Source organism: Comamonas sp. B21-038 (assembly GCF_022387135.1).
Classification (GTDB): Bacteria; Pseudomonadota; Gammaproteobacteria; order Burkholderiales; family Burkholderiaceae_C; genus Comamonas; species Comamonas sediminis.
In genome coordinates, this window is record NZ_CP092462.1 from 3,538,386 (window position 1) to 3,552,184 (window position 13,799).

Sequence of the window (13,799 nt, forward strand, 5' to 3'; positions counted from 1 at the left end):
GCTCCTGGTGGAGACAGCGGCTTTGGCGCTCAGGCTTCTACAGCCTGCTGCTTAGAACTGCTTGATAAAACCCAGCGAGACCGCACGGCCCTGCAGCGGCGCCGCGTTCTTGATGAACGAGGTGTGCACGTAGGCCAGCTTGTTGGTCAGGTTGTCCAGCTTCAGGTAGATCTGCCATGGCGTGCCATCGCTGGAGGTCTGGTGGTAGCTCACGCGCCAGTTCAGCATGCCGTAGCCCGGGGTCTCGGATTCATAGTCCGCCACCTTGTTCTGGCGCTTGACCAGCTGCCACTGCGCCTCGCTGCGCCAGTTGGCCCATTTGCCGGCCACGCGCAAGCCGACGCGGGCAGGGGCCAGGCGCGGGATCTTGCTGCCGTCTTCCAGCTTGGCATGCACCAGGTCACCGGTGGCGCCTACCGTCCAGTTCGCATCGATGCGGTGCTGGATCTGGCCTTCCAGACCGGTGAAGGTGGCGGTCTGCTGCGCATACTGCAGCAGCTGCAGGCCGTCATGTTCATCGACGGTGCGGCCGTAGATGTAGTTGTTCACCCGGTTGCGGTAGACATTGACCGAATAGGTCGTGTCGCCCGCGGTGCGTGCAATGCCAATGTCGATATTGCCCGAGCGCTCCTTGCGCAGGTCGGGGTTGCCCAGCTCATAGGTCGAGGTGGCCATGTGCAGGCCCCTCGCATACAGCTCCTCGGCGGTGGGCAGGCGGCTGGCCGAGGTGACATGGGCGCTCAGGCGGTAACCGGGCATAAAGCGCCAGCTGCCGCCCAGCGACACCGAGTTGCCCTTGTGCTTGCGCACCAGACCGTCGTCGTTCGCATAAACGCTTTGCCAGTCGTGGCGCAGCGCGGCTTCCACCCCAAAATCGCCAAAGCGGCGCTCTTCGAGCAGGTAGACGCCCTGGCTTTGCGTGCGGGTCGGCTGCACATAGGCTTCTTCACCGGTGGCGCTGAAGCGGCGCTGCGCGGCCTCAAAGCCGACCAGACCGGTCCAGCCGGCAATCGGTTCATGCAGCACATCGACACGCATGTCATGCGCGCGGTTCTTGAAGCTGGTGGAAATCTCGCCGCCCTCGATCTCGTCGTGGTGGTAGCGCGTCACGCCACCGCGCAGGCGGATGGCCGAGACGCCGGCAAAGGGCTGGCGCCACTCGGAGCGCAGGTCATAGCGCTCGCTGTGCATGTCCACCACCGGCACGCCCTCTTCCTCGTGGTCGTGGTCATGGCCTTCCTCGCCATGGTCGTGGTCGTCATGGCCACCGCAGTGCAGTTGCAGGCCATGGGTGTGGCAGCCTTCAAAGCTGTGGTTGTGGCCAGGCAGGCCGTAGCGGGCCTGGGTGCGGGTGTAGGCCAGGCCCACATAGCCGCTGTCGCCGATCCAGGACAGACCTACGCTGCCGCCTGCATTGCGCGCACGGCTGCCGTCCACCTTGTTGCCCAGGCCCCAGCCGCTGCCCACGCGGTAGTCATCGGCATTGCGGGCCATGCCCTCCACATGCAACGCAAAAGGGCCCGAGCCTGCGGTCAGCGACAGCGCCGTTGCTGCATCGTTGGCGCCCGTGCCGGCACGCACTTCGACCTGGCCTTCATAGCCCTTCTCAGGCACCTTCGTAGGGATCTTGTTGTCCAGCACATTGACCACACCGCCAATCGCGCCGGCGCCATAGATCAGCGCCGAGGGGCCACGCAGCACCTCGATCTGGGTGGCCAGCATCGGTTCACTCACCACCGCATGGTCGGGGCTGATGGTCGAGGCGTCCTGGATCACCGCGCCATCGTTCAGCACCTTGACCCGCGCACCGTCCATGCCGCGAATCACCGGGCGGCTGGCACCCGCACCAAAGTGCGTGGCCTGGATGCCGGGCTCATTGGCCAGGGTCTCGCCCAGGCTGGCCCCGCGTTGTTGCACCAGCGCATCGCCTTGCAGCACCGTCACCGGCGTGGTCATGTCATCCACGGTGCGATTGGTGCCGCTGGCCGATACCGTCACCTCCGGCAACGTGGTGGTCGCAGTGGTGGCGGCCGTTGCCGGCGTGCTGTCTTCGGCGTTCTGCGCCAGCGCGGCGCTGCTCAGCAGCAGGCCGATCACCGCGGCTGCGACCGGGCGCAAGTCCCGCGCCTGTGGTTTCAAAATCGGTGCGCGCGCCATCAGCGGCTGCGCCTGTTGTGCATGGAAACCCATCATCTACCCCTCGAAAAGCACATGCATCCCCAGCATGTGCAGGCGCAGCCCCGCACGGCGGACTGAACTGGCCAGGCGCCATACACCCGGCAGCTGCGCGGAAAAACAAGACAGACCGGCCTGCGCTAGCCTGCACCGTCGAAGGTCAGGGCCAGCGGCCGTGTCACTGGAGCAAGGAGGGAGTCAGAGAGGGAGGGCCACGCGCAAAGAACAGCGCGGGGCTTTGCCGCAGCAAGATGGCCAGCACCGTTGGTGCCGCATCCTGCACCGCCCGCAGCAACGGCGCATGCAGCCCCTCGCAGAGCAGACCGGCGCCCAAGGCCATGTGCGAGAAGCCCTGGCAATCGGCCTCGGAGTGCTTGCCAAACAGGTCATGCACACCGTGGCCCGGGATGACGACGGTATCGCTGCTGTCGCGTTCGCCCACCGTGGTTGATGAAGACGCTAGGACAGCGGCCTGCAGCGCACGGGCGTAGAGATGGCTGATGTCATGCAGCTTGCCCAGCAGCGGCATGGACAGCTGCGCCAGGCACAGCCAGATCAGCAGCGCGATCGCCCAGCCACGCAGCGGCCTCGGCGCATGCGCCGAGACAGAGAGGGGATGGAAAAAGCGCAGCGGAGACACAGGCCAAACAGTGGATCGAACCAGCGGCGCGCGCCCCGGAAGCCGGGGAAATTGCGCGCGACTATTGCAAGTGAATTGCATTATGCCTGCAAATCGCAGGCCGGCCAGCGCGCCAGCCCTGCATGTCCCCCACTTTGCCCATCGGCGGGACGCGAGCCGCGATGGGCGGCAAGGCGGGGTCTGCAGCCGGGAGGCCGCTATCGGCGGCCCACACCGGGCGGCTCGGAAAGCGCGGCGGCGTAGATCGCGGGGGCCTCCAACACCGGCGTGGCTGCGCCGTGGCGCGCCATCTGGAGCATGGCCTGACCGATGATCTCGGTGCTCAGCACACGCGATGGGAACCACCTGCGGCCCAAGGTCAGCAAAGGGCCCGACAGCCGGTAGAAGAGGCGGTACGAGCCCGTCTTGGAAACAGCGTTGTTGAGCGGCTGTATGATGCCCGGCCGGATGGCATGCACCCGCTTGAATGGCAGCCGAAACAGCGCGTTCTCCGTTTTACCGCGCACGCGTGCCCACATCACCGAGCCCTGCTCGCTGCTGTCGGCGCCAGCCCCTGAGACGTAGACAAAAGTCGCGTTGGGGCTCAGCGCGGACAAGCGCTCCGCGATGGCCAGCGTCAGCCGGTAGGTCACTGCGGTGTACTGCTCCTCGGTCATGCCGGAGGACGACACCCCCAGGCAAAAGAAGCAGGCATCTATCGCTGTCAGGTCCTCGTCCGGTATCGTGCTCGGATCCACTGCAAAATCAGGCCGCAGCCGCTGCACCAGCTTGGGGTCCTGCGATGGAAGCGCCGAACGCCCCACCGAGACGACCTGATCGACATCCGGGGCCAGCAAGCATTCGCGCAATACCCCGCCGCCCACCATTCCCGAGGCACCCAGCAACAACACCCGCATCATCGTATTCCTTCACTGTCCATCTGTTTACCCTGCTACCGGAGAGCGAGCAGTCAGCCCGCAAGGCTCGTGCCGTCCGGTTCTGCCTGCCCCGCTCTCGGAGCGCCCTAGCCACCTCCGGCGGTATTCCGGCTACGACTGGAGGCAGCACATGCCATTGTCGCGACCCCAGGCGCGTGGCGGCAGGCCGACAAATGCTTTGGCGGGGTTATTGCTGATGGAGTGCGGCCAGTGATGACACCCGTCTCCGCCATCCGGCTCGGGAAGGCACAGCAAGGCATGCTGCCCCCGGTTGCGCCCTCCCCCGGCAAACCACGGCTCTTATAACGGCAAGGCCCGCGATCGCGGGCCCTGGCTGGTGGATGGTGGACACGTCGCTTACAGAAAGCGCTCCAGCAGCTTGCGCGAGGCCTTGTCCAGCCGGGTGGTATCGGGCAGGCGGTAGTGCACGCCATCGGCCGAGGTGATCAGCAGGTTCTGGCGGCCCTGCAGCTTGCGGATGTCCTCTTCGGCCTTCAGGGTCATCTGGACCGGCCCCCGGTCGGTTTCCAAAGTCCAGATGCTCGGCACCGAGAACGTCGAGACGCTGACAATGCGCTCAATCAGCGGTTGGAACTCCCGCGCGGCCAGGTCTTCGTCGAGCAGCGCACGGGCGGCCGGGTCCACGGCCGCCATATCGGCGATCCACAGCACTTCCTTGCCGTCTTCACCGACCAAAGAGATGCCGAGCAGCGGGGCCGACAGCGGAAAGGCACGCACCGGGTTGACCTGGTGCGCTGCGCCATCCTTGAAAAATACCAGGCGGCCAAAGGCATTGCGGCTGAGCGGCAGCGAAGCGGGAGTGTGAGTCGAAGTCATGGGAAGGCTTTCCTGGCTGCAGATCAGCGGTTGTCATCGGACCCGTCCACATGGGACTTGGGCAGGGGCTGCATGTCATAGGTCACGCCCGCAGCACGAGCAGTGACCACGCCAGCGGCTTCGGCATCCTCTTCGGCCCGGCGCGCCTGCGCCATGTACAGCCGCCAGTAGGCGCCTTCCTGGGCCATCAGCGCGTCGTGCGATCCGACCTCGACAATCTCGCCGCGGTCCATCACCACCAGGCGGTCGGCCTTGCGCAGCGTCGAGAGGCGGTGGGCAATCGCAATCGTCGTGCGGCCTTGCACCAGGTTGTCCAGCGCACGCTGGATTTCCTTTTCGGTCTCGGTATCGACGGCCGAGGTTGCCTCGTCCAGGATCAGGATGCGCGGGTCGATCAACAGAGCGCGCGCAATCGAGATGCGCTGGCGTTCACCGCCGGACAGGCCCTGGCCGCGCTCGCCCACCAGCGAGTCATAGCCGTGGGGCAGGCGCAGGATGAACTCATGCGCATGGGCAGCGCGGGCAGCAGCAACAATCTCTTCACGCGTCGCATCGGGCTTGCCGTAGGCAATGTTCTCGGCAATCGTGCCGAAGAACAGGAAGGGTTCCTGCAGCACCAGGCCGATGTTGCGGCGGTAGTCGGACACCGCAATGCGGCGCACATCGACGCCATCGAGCTGGATCGAGCCATCGGTCACATCGTAGAAACGGCTGATCAGGTTGACCAGGGTGCTCTTGCCCGAGCCGCTGTGGCCCACCAGGCCGATCATCTCGCCGGGGCGGATCTGCAGGTTCAGGTCCTTGATGACGGTGCGGCTGCCATAGCGGAAACCGACGTTTTCCATCGTGATCGCGCCCTGCACCTTGCCCAGCTTGACCGGGTTGACCGGGTCAGGCACGTTGCTCACATGGTCGAGGATGTCGAAGATGCGCTTGGCGCCGGCGGCCGCCTTTTGCGTTACCGAGACGATGCGGCTCATCGAATCGAGGCGCGTGTAGAAGCGGCCGATGTAGGCGATGAACGCGGTCAGCACACCGACGGTGATCGAGCCGCCCGCGACCAAGTAGATACCAAAGGCCCAGACGATCAACAGACCCACTTCGGTCAGCAAGGTGACCGTGGGGGTGAACAGCGACCAGGTCTTGTTGACCCGGTCATTGGCTTCCAGGTTGACCTGGTTGGCGGCCGCAAAGCGGTCGGCTTCGCGCTGCTCCTGCGCAAAGGCCTTGACGACGCGGATACCGGGAATCGTATCTGCCAAGACATTGGTCACCTCGGACCAGACGCGGTCGATCTTCTCGAAACCGGTGCGCAGCTTGTCGCGCACCGTGTGGATCATCCAGGCGATGAACGGCAGCGGCACCAAGGTGACCAGCGCGAGCCAGGGGTTGATCGAGAACAGGATGGCCGAGGTCATCACGATCATCAGCACATCGGTCGCAAAATCCAGCGCGTTGAGCGACAGAAACAGGTTGATGCGGTCCGTTTCTGCGCCGATACGGGCCATCAGGTCACCGGTGCGCTTGCTGCCGTAAAAATCGAGCGAGAGTTTCAGCAGGTGGTTGTAAGTCGTCGTGCGCAGGTTGGCACCAATGCGCTCCGATACGCGCGCCAGCACAAAGGTGCGCGCCCAGCCCAGCAGCCAGGCAATCAGCGCCGAGACCAGCAATGCGCCCAGGTAGAACCGCACCAGGCCGGCATCGATCTTCTCGCCGTTCTGGAACGGGATCAGGATCTTGTCCATCAGCGGAATCGTCAGGTACGGCGCGACCAGTTGGGCGGCCGTGGTGCACAAGGTCAATGCGAAACCCAACAACAATTGCATTTTGTAGGGTTTGGCAAAGCGCCACAGCCGCAGCAGCACCCAGCTGGATGTCGGTGCATTCTGCTGGCGGGCGCAGGCCGGGCATTCCTCGCTGTCCGGGGGCAGCACGCTGCCACAGACCGGGCAGAGCGCGCGCTCGTCCTCCACCACCTGGTAGGCCTCGTTGCGCAGCAAGCGCTCACGTTGGCGATCGAACTGCTGCATCAGCCCCAGCACTGCCGTCTGGTGGCTCAGTGTGATGCGCCACAGGCCCAAACGCCGGGTGCTGTCATGCAACTCCAGGCTGCCTACACCGCCATGGTCGAAAAAACGCAGCGAAAGATCCGGCGCTAGTACCCACTCACTCCACTGCTGGCCAGCAGGATCAAAGGCCAGCAGGCGCTCGGAGGTCAGCACCACCTGGCCGCTGCCAAAGCGCAAATCGGAGGTCAGGTCAACGGGAGTGGCGGCAAGCACGTTTTCCAGAGTATTGAGCTTGGCTCGCAATTGGGTTCCTAGCGGACCCGCAAAGAATGCTGACGCGTCCGCGGAATGTTGATGTTGCATATGGCGTTTTTCTCTCCGCACGGGGCGGTGGCAGTGGTCCGGTGAACAACCGCATATTATTGTGGCGAACGGCGGCCTGGGCCGCCCTGCCGTCATCTGTCTTTAACGTCTGACATGGCCGATAGGCTGACAGCGATTAATCTGCCTCATTTGGGCGCACAATGCTTTCCCATCTACGGCGATTCCCCCCGGAATTGTTACTTATGTTTATCCGTTGATCGATATGGCGAAATTCAATACCATCCAACTCTTGCGCACCACGTTTTTGCGCGGCCCCAGCGTCTGGACCTACCGCCCTGTTCTGGAGGTCTGGCTGGACCTGGGAGAGTTGGAGGACTATCCCTCGAACAAGATCCCCGGGCTGAACGAACGCCTCACCACCTGGCTGCCCGACCTGATCGAGCACACCTGCGGCGTCGGTGAGCGCGGCGGCTTCATCCAGCGCCTCGAAGGCGGCACCTGGATGGGCCATGTGATGGAACACGTGATCATCGAGCTGCTGAACCTGGCGGGCATGCCGGCCGAGTTCGGCCAGACGCGTGAGATCTCCAAGCGCGGCGTCTACCGCATGGTGTTCCGCTGCCCCGAAGAGGCCGTCGCCCGCGTCGCCCTGGAACACGGCCACCAGCTGCTGATGGCCGCAATCAACGACGAGCCCTACGACATCAAGCCGGCGGTCCATGCGATCAAGACGGCAATCAACGACCGCTACCTGGGCCCCTCGACCGGCTGCATCGTCGATGCCGCCAGCGAGCGCCGCATTCCCCATATCCGCCTCAATGACGGCAACCTGGTCCAGCTCGGCTATGGCGCCGCGCAGCGCCGCATCTGGACGGCCGAGTCCGACCAGACCAGCGCGATTGCCGAGGGCATTGCCCAGGACAAGGACTTCACCAAGCGCCTGCTGGCCGCCTGCGGCGTGCCGGTGCCCGAAGGCCAGATCGTCGCCAGCCCTGAAGAAGCCTGGGAAGTGGCGCAAGAGATCGGCTTCCCCGTCACCGTCAAGCCCTCCGACGGCAACCATGCCCGTGGCGTGACGCTGGAGCTGTCGCAGGAGGCCGACATCAAGGCGGCGTTCGCACTGGCCCAGCCCGAAGGCTCCGACGTCATCGTCGAGAAGTTCATCGACGGCGTCGAACACCGCCTGCTGGTGGTGGGCGACAAGGTGGTTGCGGCCACGAAGGGCGAGACCGTCAGCGTCTACGGCAATGGCAAGTCCACGTTGCGCGAGCTGGTGGCCGTGCTCAATGAAGACCCGCGCCGTGGCCCCGAGCAGGAGTACCCGCTCGACTGGATCAATCTGGAAGCCGGTGCGGTCAAGCTCGAACTCAACCGCCAGAACGTCACGCCCGACAGCGTGATCGCCCAGGGCCAGGGTGTGCTGCTGCAACGCAATGGCAACATGGCGATCGACTGCCTCGATGACGTGCACCCCGACGTTGCCTACTACGCCGTGCTGGCGGCCAAGATCGTCGGCCTGGATATCGCCGGCATGGACATGATCCTCAAGGATGTCTCCCAGCCGATGCAGGGCCAGGGCGCCATCCTGGAAGTCAATGCCGGCCCCGGCCTGCTGATGCACCTCAAGCCCACCAGCGGCGCGCCGCGCCCGGTCGGCATGGCCATTGCAGACCACCTCTTCCCCCGCGAAGACGGTGCCGGCGCGGGCCGCATCCCCGTGGTGGGCATTGTCGGCACGCAGAACAATGCCTTCATCGCACGCCTGGTGGGCTGGTTGCTGCAGCTGTCGGGCAAGCTCACCGGTGTGGCCAGCGACGAGGGCATGTACCTGTCGAACCGCCAGACCCAGAAGACCAATACCGCCAACTGGGCGGGTGCCCACCGCCTGCTGACCAACCGCCTGGCGCAGGCTGCGGTGATCCAGACGACCGCCCGCTCCATCCTGGAAGAAGGCCTGGCCTACGACCGCTGCCTGGTCGGTGTGGTGACCGACATGCAAGGATTTGAGAGCCTGGCGGACCATGACGTGCTCGAACCTGGCCAGATGCGCCGCGTGATGCGCACCCAGATCGATGTGGTGCTGGACGAAGGCGCCGGCGTGCTCAATGCCGACCTGCCCGAGGTGGCCGATCTGGCCGAGCTCTGCGATGGCGAAGTAGTCCTCTACTCGGCCCAGGCGGACAACGAAGCGGTGGCCGCCCACCGTGCCAACACCGAAGCCCAGCACGAAGGCGGCCGCGCCGTCGTCATCAAGGGCAACAACGTGGTACTGGCCACCGGCGCGCAAGAGCGCGTGCTGGGCACCCTCGATGCGCTGAGCCTGCCGGGCGGCAAGAAGCCCGACACCTCGGCCCTGCTTGCCGCCATCGCCACGGCCTGGGCGCTGGATATCACCCCCGATCTGATCGGTGCCGGTATCAAGACCTTCGAGTACAACGCCTGACACGCCGGACACGGCTCCCCACGACGACAAGCATGCACGGCCCGCTGATTCAGCGGGCCCTCCATCTGAAAGAAACACTATGCAGCTCTCCCGCACCCGTGCCTTGCGTGGCCCCAACCTCTGGACCCGCAGCACCGCCATCGAGACCATCGTGCGCTGTGAAGACAGCGAACAGCGCTACAGCACCATCCCCGGTTTTGAAGAAAAACTGCGTGCGCGCTTCCCCAATATCGCCCCCCTGCAGCCCCATGGCGCCGACCAAGCGCTGTCGCTGGCCCATGTGCTCGAGGTTGCCGCGCTGTCGCTGCAGGCGCAAGCCGGCTGCCCGGTCACCTTCAGCCGCACCCATATCACGACCGAGCCCGGCATCTACCAGGTCGTCGTCGAGTACACCGAGGAAGCCGTGGGCAAGCTGGCGATGGAAAAGGCTGAAGCGCTGATCCAGGCCACACTGAACGACACGCCGTTTGATGCCGACGCCGCCATTGCCGCACTGCGCGAGCTCGATGAAGACGAGCGCATCGGCCCCTCGACTGGCGCCATCGTCGACGCCGCTGTCGCCCGGGGCATTCCGTTCCGCCGCCTGACCAGCGGCTCGCTGGTGCAACTGGGCTGGGGCTCCAAGGCCCGCCGCTTCCAGGCAGCAGAGATCGATTCGACCAGCGCGGTGGCGGAATCCATTGCGCAGGACAAGGACCTGACCAAGCGCCTGCTGCATGCCGCTGGCGTGCCTGTGCCGATGGGCCGCCCGGTGGCCGATGTCGAAGAAGCCTGGCAAGTGGCGCTGGAGGTGGGCCTGCCCGTCGTCGTCAAACCGCAGGATGGCAACCAGGGCAAGGGCGTGGTGGTCAACATCACCACCCGCGAAGGCCTGGAGGCCGCGTACAAGACCGCCAGCGAATTTGGCGACGAGATCATGGTCGAGCGCTTCCTGCCCGGCCACGACTTCCGCCTGCTGGTGGTCGGCGGCCAGCTGGTTGCCGCTGCCCGCCGCGAGCCGCCCCAGGTGCTGGGCGACGGCCAGCACACGATCCGCGAGCTGGTGAACCTGGTCAACCAGGACCCGCGCCGCGGCACCGGCCACGGCACGGCGCTGACCAAGATCCGCCTGGACGACATCGCCATCGCCCGCATCGCCAGCGAAGGCATGACCCCCGACAGCGTGCCCGGCCAGGGCCAGCGCGTGGTGCTGCGCAACAATGCCAACCTGTCCACCGGCGGCAGTGCCACCGATGTGACCGATGACGTGCACCCTGAAATCGCCGCCCGTGCGATCGAAGCGGCCCAGACCATCGGCCTGCACATCTGCGGCGTGGACGTGGTCTGCGAGACCATGCTCAAGCCCCTGGAAGAGCAAAGCGGCGGCATTGTCGAAGTCAACGCCGCCCCCGGCCTGCGCATGCACCTGGCGCCCTCGTTCGGCAAGCCCCGCCATGTCGGGGTGCCGATGGTCGATGAGATGTTCAGCGCCGGCAACGACGGCCGCATCCCGCTGGTCGCCGTGACCGGCACCAATGGCAAGACCACGACCACCCGCGTCATCGCCCATCTGTTCACCTCGCACGGCTGGCGCACGGCGATGACCAACACCGATGGCGTCTACGTCAACGGCCGCCAGATCGACAGCGGCGACTGCTCGGGGCCGCGCAGCGCACGCAACGCGCTGGCCCACCCCGAGACCGATGCCGCGGTGCTCGAATGTGCACGCGGCGGCATTCTGCGCGAAGGCCTGGGTTTTGACCGCTGCCAGGTCGCCGTGGTCACCAACGTCGGCGAAGGCGACCACCTGGGCCTGAACTTCATCACCACCAAGGAAGACGTGGGTGTGTTGAAGCGCGTGATCGTGCAGAACGTGGCACCCACCGGCTACGCAGTGCTGAACGCTGCCGACCCGCTGGTCGCCGCAATGGCCCATGTCTGCCCCGGCAAGGTGATCTTCTTTGCCGCCGACCGCCACCACCCGCTGATGGCCACGCACCGCGCCCAGGGCAGCCGCGTCGTCTATGTCGATGGCGACAGCATCGTGGCCGCCGAAGGCTCCTGGCGCGAATCGATCCCGCTGCGCGAGATCCCGATCACCCGCAATGGCGCGATCACGTTCCAGGTCGAGAATGTGATGGCCTCGATCGGCGCCGCCTGGGCCGCTGGCCTGCCCTGGCAGACAATCCGCCGTGGCCTGGCAGGCTTTGTCAACGACAGCGACAACGCCCCTGGCCGCTTTAACGTGATGGATTACCGGGGTGCGACGATCATCGCCGACTACGGCCACAACCCCGATGCCATCCGCGCGCTGATCCAGGCCGTGGAAGCCATGCCCGCCAACAAGCGCAGCGTGGTCATCAGCGGCGCCGGTGACCGCCGCGACGAAGACATCCGCGTGCAGACCGAAATGCTGGGCGAGGCCTTCGACGACGTCATCCTCTACCAGGATGCGGCCCAGCGCGGCCGCGCCGACGGCGAAGTCATCGCGCTGCTGCGCCAAGGCCTGCAAGGCGCCAGCCGCACCAGCTACGTGACCGATATCCACGGCGAGTTCGTCGCCATCGACCACGCACTGGAACGCCTGCAACCCGGCGATCTGTGCCTGGTGCTGGTCGACCAGGTCGAAGAGGCGCTCGCGCATCTGCAGCGCCACGTGGCCCAAGCCGCCGCCCAGGCCTGACCGCCTCCTGCATGCACCGGCCACCGCGCCGGTGCAGCCCCCTCTCCTTTTTCGGACTGCCCTCCATGCTGATCCCTTCTTCCTGGCGCCACGCCGTCGCCGCCGCAGCCTGCCTGGCCGCCACGGCCGCCTGGGCCCAACCGGACACCATCGGCTCGGTGGACACCGTGTTCAAGTTCATCGGCCCCGACCACAAGATCGTTGTCGAGGCCTATGACGACCCGCTGGTCAAAGGCGTGACCTGCTATGTCTCGCGCGCCCGCACCGGTGGCGTCAAAGGCGCGCTGGGCTTGGCCGAGGACCGCTCCGAGGCCTCGATTGCCTGTGTGCAGGCGGGCGCGATCAGCATCGAGAAGCCGTTGAAGCAGCAGGAAGAGGTGTTCAGCGAGCGGACCTCGCTGCTGTTCAAGCGTTTGCGGGTGGTGCGCATGGTGGATTCGGCGCGCAATACTTTGGTCTATATGACGTATTCGGACAAGGTGATTGAGGGCTCGCCGCAGAACAGTGTGACGGCGGTGGCGGTGCCTGCTTCTACGGTTATTCCGGTCAAGTGATTGCTCTTCTTTAGCGCTGATCGCCGCTATGGCTGCGCTTTTTAATTTGCGTTTTTACTACTGGCGTAGGGCTGCTGGCCGGGATGTGCGCCCGGCGGCGCAGTCACTTTCATTTGGCGCCAAATGAAAGTAACCAAAGCAAAGGCGCCCCTGCTGCTTGCGACCCTTCGCGTTGCGAAGGGCAACCTGTGTCGTGGTGTTTGTGGGGTGTGCCGCGAAACTCACTACGCGCCAAGGCGCTTCGTTCGAACAGACGCGGCAAGCTAGTTCACGAAGCGCTGGCACTCTGCGGTGCCAGCGCCACCCCACAAACACCACGCCCCAGGCGCATGCAAAAGGGGGGATGCTGAAACAGCCAGCAGCCTTCAGGCCATCGCTGCGCTCGGCCTGTTTTGGGTGCCGAGCGTAGCGATGGCCCGCGTCTGCTCAGTTTCCCTTCTGAATGCGCCGAGGAGCACAGGGTATGGGCTGGGCAGTTGCACCGCAGAGTGCAACTGCTTCGTGAACTGACTCACCGCGTCTGTTTGAACGGAGCGCCCCTGGCGCGTAGTGAGTTTCGCGGTGCAGCCCATGCCCGAGCACCACAGGTTGCCCGCAGCGAAGCGGAGGGACGCAGTCAGCAGGGCGACCTTCTTTTGGGTACTTTTCTTGGTCGCCAAGAAAAGTACCTCGCCCGCCGGGGCGAGACCCGGCCAGCCGCCCTACGCAGTAGTAAACAAAACCAATAAACAAGCACAACGGCCAGCCAACCAACCTCACGCCAAAGGCCTAGCCCCAAAACACCCAAAGAAGCTATCCCGAATCCCCCCTTTTGCATGCGCCTGGGGCGTGGCATTTGCGGGGTGGCACTGGCACCGAAGAGTGCCAGTGCATCGTCCACTAGCTTGCCGCGTCTGTCCGAACGGAGCGCCTACGGCGCGTAGAGAGTTTCGCGGCACACCCCGCAAATGCCACGACACAGGTTGCCCTTCGCAACGCGAAGGGTCGCAAGCAGCAGGGGCGGCCTTCTTTTGGGTACTTTTCTTCGGCCGGCGATCCGGGGCCGCGCAAGAAAAGTACCTCGCCCGCCGGGGCGAGACCCGGCCAGCCGCCCTACGCCAGTAGTAAACAGAACCCCAACAAAGCACATGGCCCAGCCCAGACCACAAAAAAAGCATCCCTCAGCTGAGGCATGACACCACCAACCAAGAGACGCCGTTATAGAAGTAACTCGCGATTACCGAAAAACAGACCGCCCT

At 65.1% G+C, this 13,799-nt stretch carries 8 protein-coding genes; 3 read left to right on the forward strand and 5 right to left on the reverse strand.

Features of this window, described 5'->3' with window-relative positions:
• Window positions 1-51: 51 nt before the first annotated feature.
• The 5 genes from MJ205_RS16295 to MJ205_RS16315 form a co-directional block, all read right to left on the reverse strand.
• Window positions 52-2,190 (reverse strand): TonB-dependent receptor domain-containing protein, encoded by a 2,139-nt coding sequence (locus tag MJ205_RS16295; RefSeq protein ID WP_239809416.1) that lies wholly within the window; start codon window positions 2,188-2,190, stop codon window positions 52-54.
• A 163-nt stretch (window positions 2,191-2,353) separates the two neighbouring features.
• Window positions 2,354-2,815, reverse strand: coding sequence for a hypothetical protein (locus tag MJ205_RS16300; protein WP_239809417.1), 462 nt, complete (start codon window positions 2,813-2,815; stop codon window positions 2,354-2,356).
• Window positions 2,816-3,012: 197 nt separating this feature from the next.
• Complete coding sequence (locus tag MJ205_RS16305) at window positions 3,013-3,711, reverse strand: epimerase (protein ID WP_239809418.1); 699 nt, start codon at window positions 3,709-3,711, stop codon at window positions 3,013-3,015.
• 378 nt (window positions 3,712-4,089) lie between these two features.
• Window positions 4,090-4,569 (reverse strand): cyanophycin metabolism-associated DUF1854 family protein, encoded by a 480-nt coding sequence (locus MJ205_RS16310; RefSeq protein WP_239809419.1) that lies wholly within the window; start codon window positions 4,567-4,569, stop codon window positions 4,090-4,092.
• Between the two features lie 23 nt (window positions 4,570-4,592).
• The gene (locus tag MJ205_RS16315) at window positions 4,593-6,941 is read right to left on the reverse strand and encodes a cyanophycin metabolism-associated ABC transporter (RefSeq protein ID WP_239809420.1); all 2,349 of its coding nucleotides are present in this window, start codon (window positions 6,939-6,941) and stop codon (window positions 4,593-4,595) included.
• A gap of 223 nt (window positions 6,942-7,164) precedes the next feature.
• On the opposite strand from MJ205_RS16315, the gene MJ205_RS16320 reads away from it, so the two are divergent.
• The 3 genes from MJ205_RS16320 (at window position 7,165) to MJ205_RS16330 (ending at window position 12,561) form a co-directional block, all read left to right on the forward strand.
• On the forward strand, window positions 7,165-9,345 hold the full coding sequence (locus tag MJ205_RS16320; protein ID WP_239809421.1) for a cyanophycin synthetase: 2,181 nt from the start codon (window positions 7,165-7,167) through the stop codon (window positions 9,343-9,345).
• Window positions 9,346-9,424: 79 nt separating this feature from the next.
• A complete protein-coding gene (cphA, locus tag MJ205_RS16325; protein ID WP_239809422.1) occupies window positions 9,425-12,007 on the forward strand; it encodes a cyanophycin synthetase in 2,583 nt (860 codons plus the stop codon).
• Window positions 12,008-12,072: 65 nt separating this feature from the next.
• Entirely contained in the window at window positions 12,073-12,561 is a 489-nt protein-coding gene (locus MJ205_RS16330) for a CreA family protein (protein WP_239809423.1), read from the forward strand.
• Window positions 12,562-13,799: the final 1,238 nt, after the last annotated feature.